The organism is Rouxiella sp. WC2420 (assembly GCF_041200025.1).
In the GTDB taxonomy this organism is placed as follows: domain Bacteria; phylum Pseudomonadota; class Gammaproteobacteria; order Enterobacterales; family Enterobacteriaceae; genus Rouxiella.
Map to the genome: position 1 here is coordinate 2168879 of NZ_CP165628.1, position 22074 is coordinate 2190952.

The 22074-nt window shown below is 48.2% G+C and carries 18 protein-coding genes; 14 read left to right on the plus strand and 4 right to left on the minus strand.

Annotation, left to right across the window (positions count from 1 at the left end; genetic code table 11):
• Window positions 1–32: 32 nt before the first annotated feature.
• The 6 genes from AB3G37_RS10065 to AB3G37_RS10090 all read left to right on the plus strand — a co-directional run bounded on the left by AB3G37_RS10065 (window position 33) and on the right by AB3G37_RS10090 (window position 11221).
• Window positions 33–3563, plus strand: a complete 3531-nt coding sequence (locus AB3G37_RS10065; protein ID WP_369790567.1) for a putative mucin/carbohydrate-binding domain-containing protein — start codon at window positions 33–35, stop codon at window positions 3561–3563.
• 139 nt (window positions 3564–3702) lie between these two features.
• Window positions 3703–6819, plus strand: coding sequence for a hypothetical protein (locus tag AB3G37_RS10070; RefSeq protein WP_369790568.1), 3117 nt, complete (start codon window positions 3703–3705; stop codon window positions 6817–6819).
• Window positions 6820–6872: 53 nt separating this feature from the next.
• Window positions 6873–7169, plus strand: coding sequence for a putative mucin/carbohydrate-binding domain-containing protein (locus tag AB3G37_RS10075; protein ID WP_369790569.1), 297 nt, complete (start codon window positions 6873–6875; stop codon window positions 7167–7169).
• 381 nt (window positions 7170–7550) lie between these two features.
• On the plus strand, window positions 7551–7898 hold the full coding sequence (locus tag AB3G37_RS10080) for a hypothetical protein (RefSeq protein ID WP_369790570.1): 348 nt from the start codon (window positions 7551–7553) through the stop codon (window positions 7896–7898).
• A 74-nt stretch (window positions 7899–7972) separates the two neighbouring features.
• Window positions 7973–9679, plus strand: coding sequence for a phage tail sheath family protein (locus AB3G37_RS10085; RefSeq protein WP_369790571.1), 1707 nt, complete (start codon window positions 7973–7975; stop codon window positions 9677–9679).
• Between the two features lie 54 nt (window positions 9680–9733).
• Window positions 9734–11221: a phage tail sheath family protein gene (locus AB3G37_RS10090; RefSeq protein WP_369790572.1), complete on the plus strand. Its 1488-nt coding sequence runs from the start codon at window positions 9734–9736 to the stop codon at window positions 11219–11221.
• A gap of 122 nt (window positions 11222–11343) precedes the next feature.
• Here AB3G37_RS10090 and AB3G37_RS10095 read toward each other — a convergent pair whose 3' ends face one another.
• Entirely contained in the window at window positions 11344–12042 is a 699-nt protein-coding gene (locus tag AB3G37_RS10095; RefSeq protein ID WP_369790573.1) for a fumarylacetoacetate hydrolase family protein, read from the minus strand.
• Window positions 12043–12168: 126 nt separating this feature from the next.
• A complete protein-coding gene (locus tag AB3G37_RS10100; protein WP_369790574.1) occupies window positions 12169–12960 on the minus strand; it encodes an SDR family NAD(P)-dependent oxidoreductase in 792 nt (263 codons plus the stop codon).
• A 129-nt stretch (window positions 12961–13089) separates the two neighbouring features.
• Here AB3G37_RS10100 and AB3G37_RS10105 point away from each other — a divergent pair, with 129 nt between their 5' ends.
• Window positions 13090–13539: a winged helix-turn-helix transcriptional regulator gene (locus AB3G37_RS10105; protein WP_369790575.1), complete on the plus strand. Its 450-nt coding sequence runs from the start codon at window positions 13090–13092 to the stop codon at window positions 13537–13539.
• On the opposite strand, the gene AB3G37_RS10110 is transcribed toward AB3G37_RS10105, so the two are convergent.
• Window positions 13536–14954 carry a PLP-dependent aminotransferase family protein gene (locus tag AB3G37_RS10110; protein WP_369790576.1) on the minus strand — a complete coding sequence of 473 codons (1419 nt, stop codon included), beginning with the start codon at window positions 14952–14954 and terminating at the stop codon, window positions 13536–13538. The genes AB3G37_RS10105 and AB3G37_RS10110 overlap by 4 nt on opposite strands.
• A 153-nt stretch (window positions 14955–15107) precedes the next feature.
• On the opposite strand from AB3G37_RS10110, the gene AB3G37_RS10115 reads away from it, so the two are divergent.
• On the plus strand, window positions 15108–15425 hold the full coding sequence (locus AB3G37_RS10115) for a DUF1127 domain-containing protein (RefSeq protein WP_369790577.1): 318 nt from the start codon (window positions 15108–15110) through the stop codon (window positions 15423–15425).
• 222 nt (window positions 15426–15647) lie between these two features.
• Entirely contained in the window at window positions 15648–16565 is a 918-nt protein-coding gene (locus tag AB3G37_RS10120; RefSeq protein WP_369790578.1) for a hypothetical protein, read from the plus strand.
• A 2-nt stretch (window positions 16566–16567) separates the two neighbouring features.
• Here the strand turns inward: AB3G37_RS10120 and AB3G37_RS10125 are convergent, their stop codons facing one another.
• Window positions 16568–17359, minus strand: a complete 792-nt coding sequence (locus AB3G37_RS10125) for a DeoR/GlpR family DNA-binding transcription regulator (RefSeq protein WP_369790579.1) — start codon at window positions 17357–17359, stop codon at window positions 16568–16570.
• A gap of 434 nt (window positions 17360–17793) precedes the next feature.
• On the opposite strand from AB3G37_RS10125, the gene AB3G37_RS10130 reads away from it, so the two are divergent.
• The 5 genes from AB3G37_RS10130 to AB3G37_RS10150 all read left to right on the plus strand — a co-directional run bounded on the left by AB3G37_RS10130 (window position 17794) and on the right by AB3G37_RS10150 (window position 22065).
• Entirely contained in the window at window positions 17794–18615 is an 822-nt protein-coding gene (locus AB3G37_RS10130; RefSeq protein ID WP_369790580.1) for a transketolase, read from the plus strand.
• Between the two features lie 2 nt (window positions 18616–18617).
• Window positions 18618–19562 carry a transketolase family protein gene (locus AB3G37_RS10135; RefSeq protein ID WP_369790581.1) on the plus strand — a complete coding sequence of 315 codons (945 nt, stop codon included), beginning with the start codon at window positions 18618–18620 and terminating at the stop codon, window positions 19560–19562.
• The gene (locus AB3G37_RS10140; protein ID WP_369790582.1) at window positions 19552–20352 is read left to right on the plus strand and encodes a GolD/DthD family dehydrogenase; all 801 of its coding nucleotides are present in this window, start codon (window positions 19552–19554) and stop codon (window positions 20350–20352) included. The genes AB3G37_RS10135 and AB3G37_RS10140 overlap by 11 nt, the downstream gene beginning before the upstream one ends.
• Window positions 20353–20450: 98 nt before the next feature.
• Complete coding sequence (locus AB3G37_RS10145; RefSeq protein ID WP_369790583.1) at window positions 20451–21383, plus strand: D-ribose ABC transporter substrate-binding protein; 933 nt, start codon at window positions 20451–20453, stop codon at window positions 21381–21383.
• A 58-nt stretch (window positions 21384–21441) separates the two neighbouring features.
• Window positions 21442–22065, plus strand: a complete 624-nt coding sequence (locus AB3G37_RS10150; protein ID WP_369790584.1) for a DUF2291 family protein — start codon at window positions 21442–21444, stop codon at window positions 22063–22065.
• The last annotated feature ends 9 nt before the right edge of the window (window positions 22066–22074 follow it).

Below are 22074 nucleotides of genomic sequence, written 5' to 3' on the forward strand. Positions count from 1 at the left end.
GTGACGGCCTGTTACCGCCGCAGCAGGCCCTGTTGCTGGCCTGGCTTCGCCAGCTCGAGACGCCGCGTAAACTGTTGAACATGCTCCCCGCACTGCACAGGCAGCTTTATTATCGCGATTACCTTAAATTACAGCCCCAGCCGCCGGTTGCCGATTCGGTGATCCTGTCAATGGCACTCGACGACGGCCTGGTAGAAACCACCGTCAAAGCCAATACGCTTTTTGATGGCGGAACGGACACCTTGGGTAACCCGTTGCATTACGCCCTCGAACACGATTTGGTGGTTAATACCGGGCAGTTAACCGATTTGATAGAAGTAAACCCTGAAACAAAGCTCAAACGCACACTGATTGCTCTGCCAGACTGCAATTTGCCTCTGGGTGGGCAGTGGCTGTTTACTGATCTATCAGGCGACAAGAATAGTCTTGAGGGTGAACAACCCATCATTAATAGCGTGGTGGCAAGTGGTCAAGCCGCTCTGCCAGTGGCAGAAAAAATACGCAACGTGCGCTATTTCAGTCATCCCCATCTGTTATTGAGCAGCGGTACAAGAGTGATTAGTCTTAGCATTGCGGGATTAAGCAAAGAAATCGCGTCTACAATAAAAGTCGAACATTATCAGCAGGGGAAGTGGGTGAGCCTTAAAAACACATCCACGGCCGAAAACACGGTTGAAATTACCCTCACTCCCGGCGATAAGCCCCTATTGGCACCGCCTAACGTGGCTAAAGATCTTTCATTGCCCGCTACTGAATTTCCACTGCTTAAATTATCCAATACAGATGGCACGCCGGTGGGGAAAATCACCAGCATTCGCGTTGCGGTGACCGGCGCAGCAGTTTTATTCAGTACTGACGCGGGTGACAGTCGGCCAAATAAGCCCAGCCTGCCATTTGGTAATAGGGGCAAGGCGGGAAGCGGTTTTAATATCATGTCGCCTGACTGGGTAAATGCGGCGGAGAAATTTACGGTGACAATTAATCCGACCTGGATAGGATTGCCTTCCAGTGGGTTTATTGAAAATTATAAAAATTATCCCAAGTTAGCTGATGGCAGTGTAGACATTAATGATGACAGTAAATTCACCGTAAGCTCTTATTTATGCAAAACAGAGCAACAGATCGCACCCACCGACCAAAATGTTAAATTATTTAAAGCAAATGCCGGGAGCGCTCTACCACAAGGCTCTGAGTCAGGCTTGAAATTTGAGGTTACAGCGCGTGATTTCCCATACGCAACGGTTGACAGCAAAGACCCCCGCGACTGGCCTTGGTGGTTGCGTGTTTCATTGAACTCAACAGATTTTAAAGCCGATGAATATGACAAGCGGCCGTTTAAAACTTTCAATGTCGATGTAAAGCCTGATCCATCGAAACCCTCCGTTGAAATCCCTAACTTTGAAATAAAATCGCAGGTACTAGATAAAAATGATCCCAATGTGGTGGTGACTCCTGCAAAACTGGAGGGTGTTGATTCTACCAAAATCCCCATTTCACATCTGACTATCGATAAGATTGATCCAAAAGACTTATATTCCGCTCCTTATCTGCCGCAATGGAGCAGCGTAGCCGTTGATTTTAATTTTGCTGCTATGGACGTGACCGGCAGTCAATGGACGCAGGATGGTTTGGGGTATATGAGCGAGCCAAATCCCACTCCTGCAATGACACTCTTTGATTCTACCTCAACGTCACACACGTCAGACTCAAGCCCTGACGCAGGAAGCCTATGCCAGCTTTATCTCGGGTTCAGCCAGCTTCTGCCGCTGGCAAAAATCTCACTGTACTGGCAGCTGCGCACGCCGCTCAGCCATCAGCTGCTTTGGCAATATCTGGTTGCCAACAATCAATGGCGGTCGCTCGACGCCACGGTTGAGGATAATACTTTATCCCTTTCACGCTCTGGCCTGTGGTCGTGCGTGCTGCCTGCCGATGCGGCAACGCAATCAACCTTATTGCCGACCGGGAAACACTGGTTGAGGGCGGTCTTTACGGCGAATGCCGACGACAAAAAAGAGGGCAACCAACCGGGAAATTATCCGCTGCTTTACAGCGTAACGGCCAACGCGGGCAAGGCCACGCTGATAAATGCTGCCACCGTTGACGATGCGCACTTTGCCACGCCGCTTCTGGCTGACAGCGTTAAGGCCCCGGTTGAAGACCTGCCGGATATAGCAAAAATCACCCAGCGCGCCCCGTCGTTTGCCGGCAAAACGGCAGAAAATGACGATCAGTTTAATGATCGCGTTGCCCAGCGGCTGCGCCACCGCAATCGCGCGCTGAGCTGGAAGGATATTTCAACATTACTTACCGCCAAATACCCGGAGATCCAGGCGCTAAAAATGGGCGAGACCGACCGCAGTGAAAAAATTCTGGTCGTGATGCCTTACGTTAGCCACAGCGACAATAACGATCGACTGCGTCCGACAATAAACCAGGGGCGGCTCGCAGAGATGGCGAGCTACATTAAATCTCTCGGCACGCCGTGGCTGAGTCTTAAGGTGGTTAACCCGACTTATAAAGAGGTGCTCATTAGCTATGAGGTAAGTTTTGTAAAAGGAGTGATCCCGGCCTATGGCGATCAGCTGCTGAGGCGTGCCATTCAGCAGAGATTTATGCCGTGGGCAACGCATGATTCAAGCCGACAATTGCCCCTTGGCAATCGCATAAATTATTACGACATGCTGGCACTGCTTGAAAATCAGGATTATGTCGACAAGGTTGAGAGTTTAGTGTTGGGTGATTTGGCCACGGAGCCACAGCAGGTTCTGGTGATTAAGCCACGCTCAGACCCCAAACTGGTTTGTGTATTAGAAGGCTCTAATGATCTTGTGTTCCTTAACATTCTTGTTGATTTGTCAACCAGCGATATAGAGTACAAATTAATTGCGAACGATGGGATACATACAGAATGGCAGGAGAGACCTTATGCGAAAACTCGGCTTGAGGATAAGCAAGGGGAACTCATTGACGAGAAATTATATTTAGGCACTGACAGCACAATAAATGAAACTCGGTTTTTATCTCTTGATACTTGCGCCTTGTTGAAAATTTTCCATCCAGAAGCTAGTAGGGTAAAGGATAGTTCAGGAAAGAGTTTGTACCCAGAATCGAGGCCTTTATTGTGCTATGAGTTCTCAGACTTCAAGGTTGGCGAAGAAAGGACGATGTCATTTGCAAGGCGTGCTAGCTGGGAATTGCAAAACAAAAAAAACAACGTTTTGGTCAATATGTATTTTAATTATATTAATGGCTCGCTGGATGTCTGTATTGCTAACAAGATTATCCCCAGTGAAACCGATGAAGATTATATTTCTATTATAGTAAAAAGAAACGCAAGCCCTCCCTTTTCTTACCACTTTGGAAAGTATGCGACAGTCCAGTCTTTTGAATCTTTATCCCTTAAAGTAGGGGATGTTATTACCATAATGTGTAAGGTTGATGATTCTATTTTAAATTATAAGCAGTTTGATCAATCAAGTGTTCTAGTGCTAAAAAACTTATTTACTTCATTTACTGTAAAAGAGGGTGTCGGAAGATATATTTTATCAAACCCGATGTGAAGATATTAATCTCACTATTGATTGATACAAAAAGTAAGATTCCTTAATTTAACCTATAAACGGCATCTTGCCGCCTATTTATCCATTAAGTTTGCAGCTAGGCTGACTTAATGGATACATCTTAATTAATGGGAACACGATGATGTCAGAAAACAATGTCGAAACGCTCAAAATCGTCGAGTCGAAAGACATCAGCGACCCTGCTACCCCGTTTGTTTTTGATGATGCCGATACCCACTGGCATCTCACCCAACTGGCTGAATATTGTTCGGTTATTCCTTATCAGCCTTTGAATTCAGTGGATTATCAGTCCGATAAGGACTCATCGAACTGGGGTCAGGTGTTATTTGGTCATGAGGTGGGCGAAGAGCGTCAGCAACTCATTAACCATTTGGTGAACCTGTACAACCATGGCGAACAGGGTGACGGCCTGTTACCGCCGCAGCAGGCCCTGTTGCTGGCCTGGCTTCGCCAGCTAGAGACGCCGCGTAAACTGTTGAACATGCTTCCCGCACTGCACAGGCAGCTTTATTATCGCGATTACCTTAAATTACAGCCCCAGCCGCCGGTTGCCGATTCGGTGATCCTGTCAATGGCACTCGACGACGGCCTGGTAGAAACCACCGTCAAAGCCAATACGCTTTTTGATGGCGGAACGGACACCTTGGGTAACCCGTTGCATTACGCCCTCGAACACGATTTGGTGGTTAATACCGGGCAGTTAACCGATTTGATAGAAGTAAACCCTGAAACAAAGCTCAAACGCACACTGATTGCCCTGCCAGACTGCAATTTGCCTCTGGGTGGGCAGTGGCTGTTTACTGATCAATCAGGCGACAAGAGTAGTCTCGAGGGTGAACAACCCATCATTAATAGCGTGGTGGCAAGTGGTCAAGCCGCTCTGCCAGTGGCAGAAAAAATACGCAACGTGCGCTATTTCAGTCATCCCCATCTGTTATTGAGCAGCGGTACAAGAGTGATTAGTCTTAGCATTGCGGGATTAAGCAAAGAAATCGCGTCTACAATAAAAGTCGAACATTATCAGCAGGGGAAGTGGGTGAGCCTTAAAAACACATCCACGGCCGAAAACACGGTTGAAATTACCCTCACTCCCGGCGAAAAGCCCCTATTGGCACCGCCTAACGTGGCTAAAGATCTTTCATTGCCCGCTACTGAATTTCCACTGCTTAAATTATCCAATACAGATGGCTCGCCGGTGGGAAAAATCACCAGCATTCGCGTTGCGGTGACCGGCGCGGCAGTTTTATTCAGTACTGACGCGGGTGACAGTCGGCCAAATAAGCCCAGCCTGCCTTTTGGTAGCAGGGGCACGTCTGGCAGCGGCTTTAATATCATGTCGCCTGACTGGTTACATGCGACGGACGCATTTAAGGTGACAATTAATCCGACCTGGCTAGAATTACCTTCCGTTGGGTTTGTTGGCAATTATGAAAAGTATCTATCAACAATTAAAAATGATAATGAGTTTACCGTAAGCACTTATTTATACGAAAAAGGGCAAAAGCCAGCGCCGATTTCCGCAAACATTAAGTTATTTAAAGACAATGCCGAAAAGAAAATACCGCAGGGTGCTGGCTCAGGCTTGCCTATTGCAGTCAGCAAGCCTGCCTATGCCTGCGAAGCGGTAAGCAGCACAGACCCCTGTGACTGGCCCTGGTCGCTGCGCATTTCTTTAAACTCATTAGATTTCAAGGCCGATGAATACGATAAGCACTCATTTAATACTGTTGCGGTTACAGTAGATAATGACCAATCTACTACCATAACAACCTTTAAAATAAAGGAGGAAAGTACGGAGGTGGATACTCATCCTCAACTTATCGCAAGCCCGACTAATGTGCCCCATATTGGATATTCTGATCCTGCCACACATCGGGTTCCTGCTCATCTTGAGAGATTGGGGGAAGAGCAAATACATTATCCCACATTTGATACTCAAGCTATTAAACCTACAGAGCAACTCTCCCAGCCTTATCAGCCGCAATGGAGTCACGTAACCGTTGATTTTGTTTTTGCTAATATAGAAGTGAAAAGCGGGGAATTGCTGCAATGGACGCAAGGGGCGTTGGGTCATCAGGCTGAGCAAAAGGTTTCAGCAGATGCAGCATATTATTCTACTTCAACTCTGCAGGTGGCAGACTCAAGCCCTGACGCAGGAAGCCTGTGCCAGCTTTATCTCGGGTTCAGCCAGCTTCTGCCGCTGGCAAAAATCTCACTGTACTGGCAGCTGCGCACGCCGCTCAGCCATCAGCTGCTTTGGCAATATCTGGTTGCCAACAATCAATGGCGGTCGCTCGACGCCACGGTTGAGGATAATACTTTATCCCTTTCACGCTCTGGCCTGTGGTCGTGCGTGCTGCCTGCCGATGCGGCAACGCAATCAACCTTATTGCCGACCGGGAAACACTGGTTGAGGGCGGTCTTTACGGCGAATGCCGACGACAAAAAAGAGGGCAACCCACCGGGAAATTATCCGCTGCTTTACAGCGTAACGGCCAACGCGGGCAAGGCCACGCTGATAAATGCTGCCACCGTTGACGACGCGCACTTTGCCACGCCGCTTCTGGCTGACAGCGTTAAGACCCCGGTTGAAGACCTGCCGGATATAGCAAAAATCACCCAGCGCGCCCCGTCGTTTGCCGGCAAAACGGCAGAAAATGACGATCAGTTTAATGATCGCGTTGCCCAGCGGCTGCGCCACCGCAATCGCGCGCTGAGCTGGAAGGATATTTCAACATTACTTACCGCCAAATACCCGGAGATACAGGCGCTAAAAATGGGGGGGACCGACCGCAGTGAAAAAATTCTGGTCGTGATGCCTTACGTTAGCCACAGCGACAATAACGATCCACTGCGTCCGACAATAAACCAGGGGCGGCTCGCAGAGATGGCGAGCTACATTAAATCCCTCGGCACGCCGTGGCTGAGTCTTAAGGTGGTTAACCCGACTTATAAAGAGGTGCTCATTAGCTATGAGGTAAGTTTTGTAAAAGGAGTGATCCCGGCCTATGGCGATCAGCTGCTGAGGCGTGCCATTCAGCAGAGGTTTATGCCGTGGGCAACGCATGATTCAAGCCGACAATTGACCCTTGGCAATCGCATAAATTATTACGACATGCTGGCACTGCTTGAAAATCAGGATTATGTCGACAAGGTTGAGAGTTTAGTGTTGGGTGATTTGGCCACGGAGCCACAGCAGGTTCTGGTGATTAGCCACGCTAAGACCCCAAACTGATTTGTGTATTAGAAGGCTATGATGATCGTGCATTCCTTAACATTCATGTTGATTTGTCAACCAGCGATATAGAGTACAAATTAATTGCCAGCAATGAGATACATACAGGATGGCAGGAGAGACCTTATGCGAAAACTCGGCTTGAGGATAAGCAAGGGGAACTCATTGACGAGAAATTATATTTAGGCACTGACAGCATAATAAATGAAACTCGGCCTTTATCTCTTGATACTTGCGCCTTGTTGAAAATTTTCCATCCAGAAACTAAAAGGATAATAGATAGATCAGGAAATATTTTGTATCCAGAATCGAGGCCTTTATTGTGCTATGAGTTCTCAGACCCATTTTGAAGATATTAATCTCACTATTGATTGATACAAGAAGTAAGATTCCTTAATTTAACCTATAAACGGCATCTTGCCGCCTATTTATCCATTAAGTTTGCAGCTAGGCTGACTTAATGGATACATCTTAATTAACGGGAACACGATGATGTCAGAAAACAATGTCGAAACGCTCTGTTCCTTAGCGAGTTTGCAATAAATTGATAATTTAATCACAAAAGTAATTTATTGAAATTTATAAAAATATTTTGAAGTTAAATTAATGACATCTTATCGTCTGTTTATTTCTACAACGGTTAGCAAGACTGTCACTAAAGGATTTAATTACTTAATTCTGGACGCCACTTTGATGGCGGGCTAGATCCTACATCATTAGAGGAGCGTTCCATGACAATTGAAACCAACTATCCCGGCGTGTATGTCAAAGAGGACAATGCGCTGTCGCTGAATATCACCTCCGGCAGCACCGCGGTACCCGTGTTTGTATTTGAGCCATTGGTGAGTGCAACAAAAGGAGTAACAGATATTATTCCATCAGCCGGTGTGCTTAAAAAGTTTAATGGTTGGCTGGAGTATCTCAAATTTTATAATTTAGTCGTTTCTGCTAGCTCAACGGATGAGGTGTTTGAATTTAAGGTTACCGTTTCTGCGGGTAGTGAAAAAAAATTCAGGAAGAGGAGTTTGCAACAAGAATCACATCATCTGATTTATTCAAAACCATTGCCTATTCCGTAACGGGTCCTGAAATTGTTGCCCAAAAAGCTTTGCAGCCCATTAAATCCCTGAATAAATCATTAGGGTATTATGAGTTGCAGCACTACTTCGAAAACGGCGGTGGAGCGTGTTATGTTTATTTTTATTCAGGAACTGCTGCTGCGACAAAAGAGAGTTTCGATACCCTTGCTAACTTTATTTCTGCCCATCCAGACATTACATTGATTGTATTGAGTGCCAGTACTACCACTAATAATCTTGCGTCTAGTGCGGTAGGCGATTTAATGTCGCAATCCACTGGCCATTCTGCACCTTTATTCTGCCTGGTAGGGGGAGACGCAATAGATAGAGCATTATATTTTAGCAGTGAAGCTAAGCAAACCGCAGCTTATTATCCATACCTAAAAACATCCTATCTTCAAAGCTTTGTCCCTGATTTAGATAGGATAAAAATCAATAGTTTTAATCATTACACCTGGGGAACAGAGGCTCCTGCAGCATTTCTTAGTGCCCCGGCCGACAGCGCCGACGGTAATTTGCAATATCAGTATGCCGAGCCGAATTTGAATACCGATACTTCTCCTATGACCGAACTTGATTGGGAGATTAAAATGTCTAATGCCGAAAAGGCGTTAGCAGAACTTGCCGATTCTAAAAACCGTGTTCCCGTCGCCGGGGAGCCTGCTTTTGATCAGCAACAGTATGATCTGAAAATGTCTGAAGCAGAAAAGCTTTTGCGCGAACTCGCCGACTCGAAGCCGAAATCTGAAGATCAGTTGAAAGAGGTCTTCTTACACGCCGAACATGAAAAAGAGGCGCGACTTTCTGCAGCGCAACGCTTACAGGCTGAAATTGCAGTCATCGGCAAAATCATCTCTGACGCAGCAAATACTGCCGCACATGCTAAAGATGCGATTGCAGCCGCTGAAACATTGAAAAAACTTCAGGCCAATGCCGCGTTGGCAGCTACTTCAGAGCCAGACACAGATCCCGCCACTGGGGCAAAAACAGCGCAGCAAGAGACAGCCGAGCCGCAAAAGCAACTACCGGATGACCAGGATGATGATCAACAGGGCGGGTATAATATGCCTCAAACTCCAGTTGTCGAACCTGCTGGTAAATTGACCTTTAAAATAATATCCACTTTTAAAGACCTACAAGCTGTACTGCCTAATTTAGCCAGCGAAATTCTGGCTGCCTTTAAAGCAGAAGTGGCTAGCGTGGTCGTTTCTCCGGTCGCCGCCATTGCCGGTGCCTATTGTCTGACCGACGCCCAGCGCGGTGTCTGGAAAGCACCGGCCAATGTGACACTCAGCGGCGTTACGGGTCTCTGCGATGCTGGAGGTAAAGAACTCATCGTCACCGAATCCGTAAATGCAAACCTGCTTAAAAATGGTATTAACGCGATTCGTTACTTCCCCGGCAAGGGCTTTACAGTCTGGGGTGCACGCACCATGGTAGATGACGGAGATCTGCCATGGCGCTATATTCCCGTGCGCCGCCTGTTTAACATTGCCGAGCGCGACATTAAAGAAGCCATGGCGAAAGTCGTGTTTGAGCCAAATTCGCCAACTACCTGGGAAATTTTGCGAGGCTCTATTGATGCTTATCTGCATAACCTATGGAAACAAGGCGGACTGTTTGGCGATAAACCGCAGCAGGCCTATTTCGTTAAAATCGGTTTGGGAACCACCATGTCCCCGACAGATATTAATAGCGGAAAAATGATTGTTAAAGTTGGCATGGCGGCGGTTAAACCTGCTGAATTTATTATCCTTGAGTTCTCTCAGAAACAGATTTAATAACCTAATGGGGTAACCCTCAAGGGTTACCCAGTTCTTTAACGAGGATTAACCATGCCTATTACTACTAATTATCCCGGCGTATATGTAAAAGAAGATAACGCCTTATCAATGAGTATTTCGTCTGGCAGTACCTGTGTTCCACTGTTTGTTTTTGATCCATTTATTGATTCTGATAAGAATAAAACAGCGTATACAATTAAGCCTGAGTTCGACAAGATTATAAAAGTCGATTCTTGGTTGGATTATCTAAGTAAATTGGGTGGTTTTATTAATGACGTAAGAGAAAAACATACATCGTCTATTATTGTCGATAAAATAGGAGGTGATAAAAAAGATCACAACAAGCTAAACGAAAGCAACTTTTTTGCCACTGAAAGCTACTATAGACAAATGAAAGCCCTAGGGTATTTCCCATTGCAGATGTATTTTGAAAACGGCGGGGGGGGGTGCTATATTTATTTAACAACGCAGGTGTCTAAAACACGAGGCCCAAAAGACGATATTAGAAGCGTTACACTTGATCACTACGATCCTGACCTAACAAAAATTGATTTCACCACTCTGGCTGAACAGACATTGGCATATCCCGACATTACCATTATTTCTTTGGGCGGGCATAAAGAGATTAACGAAAAAGCTTATCTTGCAATTTCATCGCTACTTACCCAGGCTAATGGTCATGCCGCGCCTCTATTTTGTGTCACGGGATCCGATGACATCACGGATGCACGCAGCACTTATAATGTAGGACAACAAACTGCGGCCTATTATCCGTATTTTAATACGTCTTACACGCTTTCTCTGAATGATTTGTCTCCTAATAATATTCATTTCGAAGGTATTTCAGAGGATGGTACAAAAATTCTAGATAAAACTTCTAGTACGCTATCATCATTACTGACTAACCCAAGTCTTTCCAGGTTTGCCAGGCAGGCTATAGTGGACCTGCAGCGACAGGTTGTCCTTTCTCCCGTTTATGCGGTACTGGGTGCCTACTGTAAGACTGACAGTGAACGCGGCGTGTGGAAAGCCCCGGCTAATATTACACTTAGCGGCGTGACCGGGCTTTGCAATGCGTTGGGGAAAGAAGTCGTGGTCACTGAGTCGGTAAATGGAACGTTGCTTAAAAATGGCATCAATGCCATTCGTTATTTCCCGTCCACGGGCTACACCATTTGGGGCGCACGCACTATGGTCCCTGATACTGATCTTACATGGCGCTATATTCCGGTGCGCCGCCTGTTTAATATTGCTGAGCGCGACATTAAAGAAGCTATGGCAAAAGCGGTATTTGAACCCAATTCGCCTGTGACCTGGGAAATTCTGCGCAGCGCCGTCGATGCTTATTTGTATAATCTCTGGAAGCAGGGCGCGCTGTTTGGCGAAAAGCCGGAGCAGGCCTATTTCGTTAAAATCGGATTGGGAACCACGATGACCGCTGAGGAAATCAACGACGGCAAGATGATCATTAAAGTCGGTATGGCGGCAGTGCGCCCGGCCGAATTTATTATCCTCGAGTTCTCACAAAAACAAATCTAGGTCTGACAATAAGAAAAAACCCAGGGAAGGGTGTGAAAAATAATAATAAACAGGCCGGCATAATCTGCATCAGTGCATATTATGCCGGCTTAATATTTTTTATTGATTAGGTAATAAAATGCTTAAGGCTTCGCGCTTAAGGTAAAGCTAAACGCACCAATGCCTTCTATGCCACCAGAAACGGTATCACCCGGTTGAATTGCCCCAACGCCTGAAGGCGTGCCAGTATAAATGACATCGCCCGGCTGCAATTCAACTGACTGTGAAAGGTAGCTAATCACGTCGGCAACCGGCCAAATTTGATCGCTCAAGTCGCCAACCTGACGGGATTCACCGTTCACATCGAGCCAAATCTTGCCGCTGGCCGGGTGACCGATTTTGCTGACCGCAATCAATGGCAGAGTTGGCGCAGAGGCGTCAAAACCTTTGGCAAAGTCCCACGGGCGGCCCATTTTTTTAGCCGTGGCCTGCAAGTCGCGGCGTGTTAAATCCACCCCTACGGTATAACCCCAGACGTGATCAAGAGCTTGAGATGCAGGGATATTTTTGCCCCCTTTACCGATTGCGACCACTAATTCGACTTCATGATGCAGGTCAGAGGTCAGCGGTGGGTAAGGAATTTCGCCAGTGGCAGGGACCACGGCATCGGCCGGTTTGCCAAAGAAAAACGGCGGTTCGCGGTCGGGATCGTGGCCCATTTCGCGGGCATGTTCCGAGTAGTTACGGCCAACGCAATAAACGCGGCGCAGCGGGAATCGCGCCTGTTGTCCATTGATAGCCAGCGAAGCGGCTTCCGGTGCGGGGATAACGAATTCAGTCATTTTTCATTCTGCCATGGGTTAGGGTCAAAACGGATGTTAAAAAACTGTATTTTTAAGTTTATCCAATGTAACCAGTGTCGTGGTCACTTGCAACGCGGTAGCCGCATTCGTCATACAATCAGTCTATTACTTGTAACGCGGTGCCGCGTGGCTCTGCAAGAATTCCATCCTCAGTGCCTGGCGAGCATTATCGAGTGCAAACCATTTGTTTTCATCCTGCAACGGCGGAATAGTGACAGGTTCTTTTTTATCGAAGCCGACTAATGCCGCATCTACCAGTTCATCAACCTCCATCACTCCCGGTACCTCTTCAATATTTTTGCCACCCTTGGCCCAAATATCGGTTCGCGTGGCTGCCGGTAAAACTACCTGGAAATATAGGCCGCTATTGGCAAGTTCAACCTGCAAGGACTGGGTAAAGGTCAACACAAAAGCCTTACTGGCAGTGTAAACCGGATCGCTGATTTCTGCGGCCAGCGCTAATACCGAGGCGATATTGATGATAGCACCGTCTTTATGGGTTTTAAGTCCATCCAGCGCCACGCGGGAAAGGCGAGCCAGCGAGGTCACGTTCAGGCGGATCAGGTTATCGATATCCTCGACGTCGGAATCCTTGAAACCGCCGGGCAAAATAGAACCGGCATTATTGACCAGTAATGAAATTTGAGGTGTGTCGCGGATAAGCGTTTCGAGGCTTTTCAGGCTGGCGGCATCGGTCAGGTCGGCACGAAACGCGCGAACGCTTACGCCGTTTTCACTGCTGAGTTTTGCAGCTAGTTGCTCCAGTTTAGCGCCGTCGCGGGCGACCAAAATCAGATCATAGCCACGTTTTGCCAATCGATCGGCATAGGTAGCGCCAATGCCGGTAGAGGCGCCAGTGATCAGGGCTAAAGGTTTGGATGATGTTGATTGGCTCATTGGGTAATCCTCAATTTTCGGTTGCGATACGTTTTTAAAACTAAGTGGTTTCATTATTAAACTGGATGATTTTTATCATTAGCGGTTTTATAATGCAACCAGATTAATTGGCACCGCACGGAGTGATAAATGAAACGTACCAGCATGAACGACAGTATTTGCCCGATAGCCCGTACTCTGGATTTGATTGGAGACTGGTGGACGCTGCTGATCGTGCGCGATGCCTTGGGCGGCATTAAACGTTTTAGTGAGTTTCAACGTCACCTTGGCGCGGCGAAAAATATTCTTAGTTCGCGGCTTAAAACGCTGGTTGCCGAAGGCATTCTGGAGATTGCCCCCGCGTCAGACGGCTCGGCGTATCAGGAGTATTTATTGACACAAAAAGGCAAGGATCTGTACCCGATTCTTATCGCGCTCGGGCAATGGGGGCATGCGTATATGTTTGATGAAAACGAAGCTTGCAGTTACTCGGTGGAACGCCAGACCGGACAACCGCTGGCCCAGATGAGAGTGCGGGCGCAGGATGGCAGAGAATTAGCCGCCGAGGATATCGAAATAATCCCCGGCGACCAACATTAGCTGCTTTTCATCATTTCGTGCACTGTCTCACCGACACGTTTGATTGCCGCTTCGTGGCGGTTTTCATCGAGATTGGCGAAATTAAGCCGCAGGCAGTTGCGATATTTCCCCGCAGCGGAAAATATCGAACCCACCGAAATCTGAATTTTTTCTGGTTCCAGCAGGCGATTTAAACGCAGGGTATCAATTTTTTCATCCAGCTCTATCCACAGCAGAAAGCCGCCTTGCGGACGACTGACACCCACGCCTTGCGGAAAATACTTCACTACCCAGTCATTGATCAGGCAGAGCTTTTGTTGATATTGCTGGCGCACGCGGCGCAAATGCGTCTGATAATGACCTTGCTGAATAAAGTCGGCTATCGCCAGCTGAGGCTGAGTTGCCGTCGCACCGGTACCGATATATTTCATATGAATCGCAATATCACGATAGCGGCCGGGGGCAATCCAACCGACTCGTAATCCTGGCGCTAACGTTTTCGAAAACGAACTGCACAGCAGTACGCGCCCATCATCGTCAAAAGAATAAATCGTCGCCGGGCGTGGATACTGGAACGCCAGATCGCCGTAAACATCGTCCTCGATAATAGCGATGTCATAGCACTGTGCCAGCCGCAGCAATGCTTTTTTGCGCTCGTCAGGCATGTTATAGCCCAGCGGATTATTACAGGTTGGGGTCAGCTGAATCGCCTTGATTGGCCACTGTTCGAGCGCCATTTCCAGCGCTTCGATGCTGATCCCGGTGACAGGGTCGGTAGGAATTTCCAGCGCTTTCATGCCAAAACCTTTTAGCGTCTGCATTGCGCCGTGAAAGCTTGGCGAATCTACCGCCACGATATCACCCACTTCACACACCGAACGAATGGCAATCGAAAGCGCCTCGTGACAACCGGTAGTAATGACCAAATTTTGCGCGTCGATGTGACTGCCGCTATCGATCATCAGGCGAGCAATCTGATCGCGTAGCGCTTTCGAACCTTCAATGGTGTCATAGAACAGGGCGCTGCTATCGGAGCGTTGCGCGACTTTGGCCAGCGCCCGGCTAAGGGGTTTTAGGCTGGGCGACGAAACATCGGGCGTGCCGCCGCCAAGCGAGATCATTCCCGGCACGGTGCGGCTGGTAATCTGCGCCAGCACCTGGTCCCACTGTGAAATATCCACCGGTCGCTGCGGCGTTCGACAGGTGGCGGGTAAACCGGCTTGCCGCTTGACCAATGATACGAAATAGCCAGACTTTGGACGCGCTTCTACCAGCTGGCGGTCTTCCAGCATGCGATAGGCCTGTTGCACTGTGCTAACACTGACTCCGTGCTCGTCGCTCAGGATCCTTACCGACGGCAGGCGATGTCCCGCAGGATAAAGGCCCTGTTCGATACGCTCTCCCAAAATATGGGCTAAATGTTCATAGCGATTCATATTGCTCACCCAATTACAGTACAGATAAGAGTAATCTACACCCAAATCTGTGTTAATGGCGATATCTGTATGGTGAAAATAGTTAATTACTGAATCTGTATTGGAATTGGCGTTTGCGAGATCCTGTGTTCGGGGTAAACAGGAGATGTAGCCATGAAAAGAATCTGTGAAAGTGATCAATTTATTACTCGCGTTACGGGCGTTATCGACGCGGCAGACGCAGAAAAGACAGTCGCTTCAACTGGAAAATTCACTGATAAGTACATTGATAACAGCGCATTAAAACTCGGCTGGTGGGACCGTTTTGTTATAGCTTTTGCCGGGTGGCGGGAGCGGCGGCAAACGGCCAGGATCCTCAAGGGGCTGAGTGCTTCGCAGCTCAAGGATATTGGCCTGTCGTGTCACGATATTGATAAAGTGTATGGTCACCGTGATGTGAGTCGCAAGATTTGGCCCCATTGGCCAAAATGATAAGTTTTGGCTCGCACCGGCAGGTTGCCCCTCCTTATTGATGAATTTCAGCGAGGTAGTTCATGAATGGGGAAGGGGCAATATTGTTGTAGATATTATCGCGGAGACTACAAAGGAAATTTCGCATCCTTAGAGTTAAATGTCATGCCATTTGCTAAATTTGCGCACCATGACTAGCCTTAATTTGTGTTAAGTAAAATTTAACTAGCTAAGGAGTTTTCAATGGAAATTACTGCACAGGCTTTGGCATTCGAAATTTATAAGCAAAAATTCAGCTTATATTCCAGACCTCGTAACCAGAGTTCCGATGATGAATTTAACTATGAACGCAATAACTATCGGGGTCGTGTTTCATATTTAAGAACATGGCAAGACCTTCAAAACCAACTATCGTTTTATCAGATAAACTATGACTCTTTTTTTTCGAGTGAAAAGGGAGCAGTCGCGCTTGGGGAACTTGCTGGTGATGCGCAGATAGAGCCAGAAGCGCTGGTAAGTGCACTGGAATTTGCCAAACATATTATTGAATCAGCAATATTCAATGAGAACTTTTATGGCATATTACCTGAAAATTGGCCAGAGCAATTGTTCAGTAAAGTGAGTGAGATCTATGGCGACAAGATAATCGAATCCGGCTCGTCGGAAGAGATCAGCTCGCTTGCAGTCTCATTAAACCAAAAAACCGATGAGTATCTTAAAGCGCTAAATGAAATCAAGGCCGAGTACCAAAGTTTAAGGGGAAACTTTCGAAATTCGAGCAGCAGTACTTACTCCTATGATAGCGGTCAATGGATGGGAATTTTTATTGACGGACTGTCTAAATTCCTCGATACCGCCTTCAAGAAAGATTTCAACGTCGAGGAGTTTTCCGCTGAAGTGAGCTCAACGCTGGGTTCAGAACTCTATCTACTGCGAATTGAGGGGATTAAAGCGGATGACTCTCAGGACAAAGTCACTTTCGCGCAGGCCTTTGACCGCGACGTGGTGAACTTCTCAAGAACCGGCACCTATGCCCATACCATCAGCAACGGTAAAGTCGCCCTTTATGTCACCTTGAAAAATCTCGGTAACGATGAAAGGCTGCTTTATAAAAATGGCCAGGTGCAATACTGGCGACTGGGTAGCCTGATTACTATCTAATTTTACTCCGCTATCAGCACTCTGACTCCAAGCGCTTCGAAGGCTGCCCAGGCTTCGGCGCTAATACCACTGTCGGTGATCAAATAATGAATTTTTGACCATTCACAAGGTAGTGCAAACATCGAAACTTTGTCGATTTTGCTGGAGTCAGCGACCACATAAACCACGTTAGCCGACTGAATCATGGCGCTTTTCACTTTAATATCGGTCTCACTAGGGAAACTCAGCCCCGCGCGCGGTGAGATGCAGGCAGTTGCCAGAAAAAGCTTCTCGGCTAACACGTTTTCGAAGAAACTCGCGGCTTTTTCGCCAGAGGTTGATAACGTCGGAAACTTGAAAGTCCCGCCGGTGAGTAAAATATTCACCCCCGGTTCTCCGCCAAGTTGCAGGGCAATGTTCACCGCCGTGGTAATTACTGATAGCCTTTTGATATGTCCCAGATGATTGGCTATTGCTGTTGTAGTAGTGCCAGAATCGAGAATTAACGTATCCCCCGGCTCGATAAAACTCGCCGCCAGACGCCCAATGGCATCTTTTTCCCGAAGCTGAGTCTGGCGCTCAAGCAGCATGGCATGAGTATTTTGTTTGCCATCCATCAATGTGGCACCGCCGTGAAAGCGCTGAACGTGTCCCTGTTTTTGCAATACCCGTAAATCAGTTCGGATAGTCGCTTCAGTGAGGTCAAAAGCATCAGTAAGCATTTTCACTGTGACAGTACCATCTTCCCTGATCATTTCTAATATCTTGTCGCGACGATGTTGCATGTCGGCCAATTGCTCGCTTTTGCTTTTCAATTGAAATACTCCTTTGCCGCCCAATGCCTTCATCTTAACCGCCATAATGCCCTAAAACTTGCATAATTTATTCATCTTCGCCGCTGATTTGCGGCATGTCTCGCGACTTAACAAAAATTCTAATCTTGCTCACCCGTAAATGCGAGGTTCAATTTTTTTAATTTTACATTTTCATATGAAAATCAACTTGACCATTGTTGTGACAAAATCAGTATTAACAGTAAGTTATGGCCTGATCTCGGTAATGGTATTTTGTTAATTATTTGATTTTATTTGTTTATTTTTTCTCTGCTTCTTTTGTATAAAATTTGATCTGAGGCTCATTTTAGCCAAAAACGATAATATATAGTTTTATTCGAAAATGAGTTGCGCCGTTAGCGAAACTGTTCATGGGGGCAGGAGGGAGTGAGCGGCAAGTTCAAGACGAGGTGAAGATGGACGCTCAGAAATCGAAAACGTTTCAGGAAATAAAAACCGTCGCCAGGCAGGCGCGCCGTTACGTTTTGCAAATGAATCATCATGCGGGTAAAGGCCACACCGGGGCCGATCTTTCTGAAGTCGATATTATCTGCACCCTATACATGGCGGTCATGGATCGCGGTGAAGCACGCCCGGATCAGGATCGCTTTATTCTCTCGAAAGGTCATGGTGCAGGGGGATTATATTGCAGCGCGGCGGCGATGGGGCTGCTTGACCCCGCTGTGCTTGAGCAGTTTATGGGTGACGACACCCTGCTGGCTGGCCATCCCGTCCATCAAAAATTACCTGATCTGATTGAAATCAATTCTGGCGGCCTGGGACACGGCTTACCCATCGCGGTGGGTCTGGCGCTAGGTAACAAAATCAGTGGTCGCGCCCATCGTCGCGCTTTCGTTTTACTCGGTGATGGCGAACTGGCAGAAGGCTCCAACTGGGAAGCCGCCATGTCTGCCAGCAAATTCAAACTCGATAACCTGATTGCCATTGTTGACCGCAATCGTCTGCAGTTGGCGGGCAAAACCGAAGATATCATGCCGCTGGAGCCACTGGCCGACAAATGGCGCGCTTTCGGTTTCGAAGTCCTTGAATGCGACGGCCACGATCCCGAGTCAATTCATACCGCGGTGACTCAGCCTTCACAGGGCAAACCTCGGGTGATCCTTGCCAATACCGAAAAAGGTCACGGGATTTCGTTTATGGCAAACGTACCGTCCTGGCATCACGCGGTGCCTAACGATCAACAGTTGGCCCAAGGGCTGGCAGAGCTGGAGGAGTGAATATGCAAGACTTACGCGATGCCGTGGTGTCAACGCTGATTGACCAGCAAGAGCAGGGCGCGAACCTTTCGGTCATGGTGGCTGACTCAACTTCCACCTCGAAAATCGGTCCTTTCGAAAAAGCTTATCCCGATCGGGTTATCAATGTCGGGATCGCCGAGCAAAACATGGTCGGAATGGCGGCAGGCGTGGCTCTCAGTGGTCACGTAGTATTTACCGCCAACGCAGCACCTTTCCTGTTTGCCCGTTCTAACGAACAGATGAAAAACGACGTTTGCTATTCAGAAACCAATGTGAAAATGCTCGGCCTGAATGCCGGATTTGCTTATGGGCCGCTGGGCGCCACTCATCATTGTACCAACGATATTGCCATCGCCCGCACTCTTGGCAATTTACAGGTGTTTGCGCCAGCCGATGCCAGCCAGGCAGAGGCGATCGTTAAACATGCCATCAAGCATAAAGGACCCGTTTATATCCGCATGGACAGCGACAAGCTGCCGGTGCTGCACGATGACTATCATTTTATCCCCGGCGAGCCTGACGTGCTGGTTGAAGGTGACGACGTCGTGGTGTTTACCCTCGGTACACTGGCCCATGAAGCACTGGCTGCAAGGGATCACGGCTGTAACCCGACGGTAGTTTCGCTGCCTTCTCTTTGGCCGTTGGATGAGCTGGCGGTGGTGGAATTAATTAAATCTCATAAAAAAGTGATCACTATGGAAGAACACGCATTGAGCGGTGGCCTTGGAACCATCATCGGTGAGTTAATCCTTAAACATCGCCTGACTCAGCCGTTACAGGCCTTTGGCATCCCGGCCTACGAGTTTACCCATAGCAGCAGCCGCGCCGCGCTGCGTCGCCAATTTTCAATCGATACCGCAGGACTGGTCGCTGCTCTGAATGGGTTATCGACTGCCGCTGCAAGAGAGGCCGCCAATGAGCACTAATCAATACGATGTCAATTTGCGCTACGGCGTGGATATCAGCCTGTCGCTGGAGGGCAAGGTCGTGGTGGTCACTGGCGGTTTGGGCGGTATTGCGATGGCCAGCAACCGCATGATGCTGGAAAAAGGCGCGCGACTTGCGCTGTTGTATCCGGCATTCGAAAGCGCGGTGCAGAAGACGGTCCTTGAGGAACTCGGCAGCGAAAACGTCGATTATTTTGAATGTGACGTCACCGATCCTGCTCAGGTCAGTGAGGTATTTCAGCAGGTTGAGCGGCAATGCGGGCAGATAGATATTTTGGTTAACTGCGCAGGCTATGTGCACCTTGAACCGGCGGTTGAAACCTCTTTCGAACAGTGGCAGAAAAATTTGGCGGTAAACCTTACCGGACCGTTCCTCTGCTCGCAGGCTGCGGCTCGCAGCATGATTGCCCGTGGCAAGGGCGGCAAGATTATCAATATCGCTTCGCAAGCTGCTTCTATCGCTATCGATAATCATCTGGCCTATACCTCGGCGAAAGCCGGACTGTTGGGCATGACCAAAGTAATGGCCAAAGAGTGGGCGCCGTTTCGTATCAATGTAAACACGCTTTCTCCGACCGTAGTACTCACCCCGATGGGCGAGAAAGCCTGGCGTGGCGAAAAAGGCGAAGAGATGAAAAAGCTCATCCCCCTTGGACGCTTTGCCTACACCGACGAAATCGCTGCCGCGATCCTGTTCTTCTCCAGCAACGGTAGCGACATGATTACCGGAGCAGACCTGATGATTGATGGCGGCTTTACCATCTGGTAAGCGACAGCAGGCAGTAAAGAAGTACAAGAACGGCGTTCACCCTACAAAACCACAACGCCAAAGCTCTTAAAAAACAATAACATTGAGAGAACATCACCATGAAAAGAAATCTTGCCCTGTTAACTGTTCTTGCAACGCTGGTCGTACCCCCAGCCTTTGCAGTTGAAAAAGGCACCATGGCCATTTTAGTCAACTCGCTGGATAATCCTTACTATGCCGCCGAGGCTCAGGGCGCCAAGACCAAGGCCGAGTCAATGGGTTACAAGACGCTGGTTCTATCACACGGTGAAGATGTTAAACGCCAGGGCGAGCTGATAAGCCTGGTAATTGGCCGTAAGGTTCAGGGCATTATTCTGGACAATGCCGACTCTCAGGCCAGCGTAGCGGCAGTCAAACAGGCGAAAGACGCCGGTGTGCCAGTGGTGTTGATTAACCGCGAGATCCCGGTTGACGGTATTGCCCTGGCGCAAATCTCACATAACAACTTCCAGGCAGGGTCTGATGCCGCCAATGAGTTTGTCGAGAAGATGGGTGAAAAGGGCAATTACGCCGAAATGACCTGTAATCTCGCCGACAACAACTGTGTTACCCGTTCGAAATCCTTCCACAACGTTATCGATCAATACCCGGAAATGAAAATGGTCGCCCGCCAGGATGCCAAGGGTACGCTGATTGACGGTAAACGCATCATGGACAGCATTCTGCAGGCTCATCCAGATATTAAAGGGGTGATTAATGGCAATGGCCCGGTTGCACTGGGTGCCATCGCGGCGTTGAAAGCGGCTAATCGCAATGATGTCACTGTGGTGGGTATCGACGGCAGTAACGACGAGCGTGATGCGGTGAAATCAGGAGCCTTGTACGCCACGGTGATGCTGCAGGCGCAGGCCATCGCCTCGCAGGGCGTGGAAATTCTCGACCAATATATTCAGAAAGGCAGTTACACCGGCAAAGAACGCATCCTGTTCCGCGGCATTCTGATTAAGAAAGACAACGCTGACAAAGTGAATAACTTTAATTATCAGAAATAACCTTAACCCGCGAATGCGCAGATAAGCCCCGCTGGCCGGGGCTTGGAGGAGAAGCGTAATGTCTAGTCGCTTAGTGTGGATCGTGATGGCGTCATTAATATTGTGCAGCTGCCGGATCGTTTCAGAGAAAAAACTGGCGGAGCTGAAAAATCCCCCGAATCCCCATATGGCACAGGCGGCGATGCTGTTTGACCAAAAAATAGCCCCACAAATTATCAGCTCTGCCAAACCGTTGGCCGGGTTGCTGAATCAGATAGACCAGGCCAAAGACTTCGACAGTGCCTGCCAGCGGTTTGGTTATCGCAGTCAGGATGAAAATCCGTGCGTGTTTAGCGCCAGCATCAGTGGAACAGTCAGTGAAGTGAACACCGAATCTCGCAATGGTCAGGTTGTGGTGAAAAGTGACGATCCGAAAGTAGGTGAAGTGAAAGTGCAAATCGGTCCGACTTTCCGTGGCACGGAATTGCGCGACAGCTATCGTGGGTTGAGTTACTCAGATTTTAACGATCAGAATATGTTTGGTGACTTTGGTAAAGCGATCAATCAAAGAGCAATCGCCGCATTGGGTAAACCGACATTCAAAGTGGGCGACAAGATAACCGTCGTCGGCGTTTTCAGCGCCTTCGATACGCCGCAGCCACCCATTATTCTGACGCCAGCGCGCATTACGGCCGACAAATAAGGAGTCGCC

Coding starts and splice junctions, on each gene's coding strand:
- AB3G37_RS10070 (WP_369790568.1), top strand. CDS start 3,703: ATGATGTCAGAAAACAATGTCGAAACGCTCAAAATCGTCGAGTCGAAA.
- AB3G37_RS10080 (WP_369790570.1), top strand. CDS start 7,551: ATGACAATTGAAACCAACTATCCCGGCGTGTATGTCAAAGAGGACAAT.
- AB3G37_RS10090 (WP_369790572.1), top strand. CDS start 9,734: ATGCCTATTACTACTAATTATCCCGGCGTATATGTAAAAGAAGATAAC.
- AB3G37_RS10095 (WP_369790573.1), bottom strand. CDS start 12,042: ATGACTGAATTCGTTATCCCCGCACCGGAAGCCGCTTCGCTGGCTATC.
- AB3G37_RS10100 (WP_369790574.1), bottom strand. CDS start 12,960: ATGAGCCAATCAACATCATCCAAACCTTTAGCCCTGATCACTGGCGCC.
- AB3G37_RS10105 (WP_369790575.1), top strand. CDS start 13,090: ATGAAACGTACCAGCATGAACGACAGTATTTGCCCGATAGCCCGTACT.
- AB3G37_RS10110 (WP_369790576.1), bottom strand. CDS start 14,954: ATGAATCGCTATGAACATTTAGCCCATATTTTGGGAGAGCGTATCGAA.
- AB3G37_RS10115 (WP_369790577.1), top strand. CDS start 15,108: ATGAAAAGAATCTGTGAAAGTGATCAATTTATTACTCGCGTTACGGGC.
- AB3G37_RS10120 (WP_369790578.1), top strand. CDS start 15,648: ATGGAAATTACTGCACAGGCTTTGGCATTCGAAATTTATAAGCAAAAA.
- AB3G37_RS10130 (WP_369790580.1), top strand. CDS start 17,794: ATGGACGCTCAGAAATCGAAAACGTTTCAGGAAATAAAAACCGTCGCC.
- AB3G37_RS10135 (WP_369790581.1), top strand. CDS start 18,618: ATGCAAGACTTACGCGATGCCGTGGTGTCAACGCTGATTGACCAGCAA.
- AB3G37_RS10140 (WP_369790582.1), top strand. CDS start 19,552: ATGAGCACTAATCAATACGATGTCAATTTGCGCTACGGCGTGGATATC.
- AB3G37_RS10145 (WP_369790583.1), top strand. CDS start 20,451: ATGAAAAGAAATCTTGCCCTGTTAACTGTTCTTGCAACGCTGGTCGTA.
- AB3G37_RS10150 (WP_369790584.1), top strand. CDS start 21,442: ATGTCTAGTCGCTTAGTGTGGATCGTGATGGCGTCATTAATATTGTGC.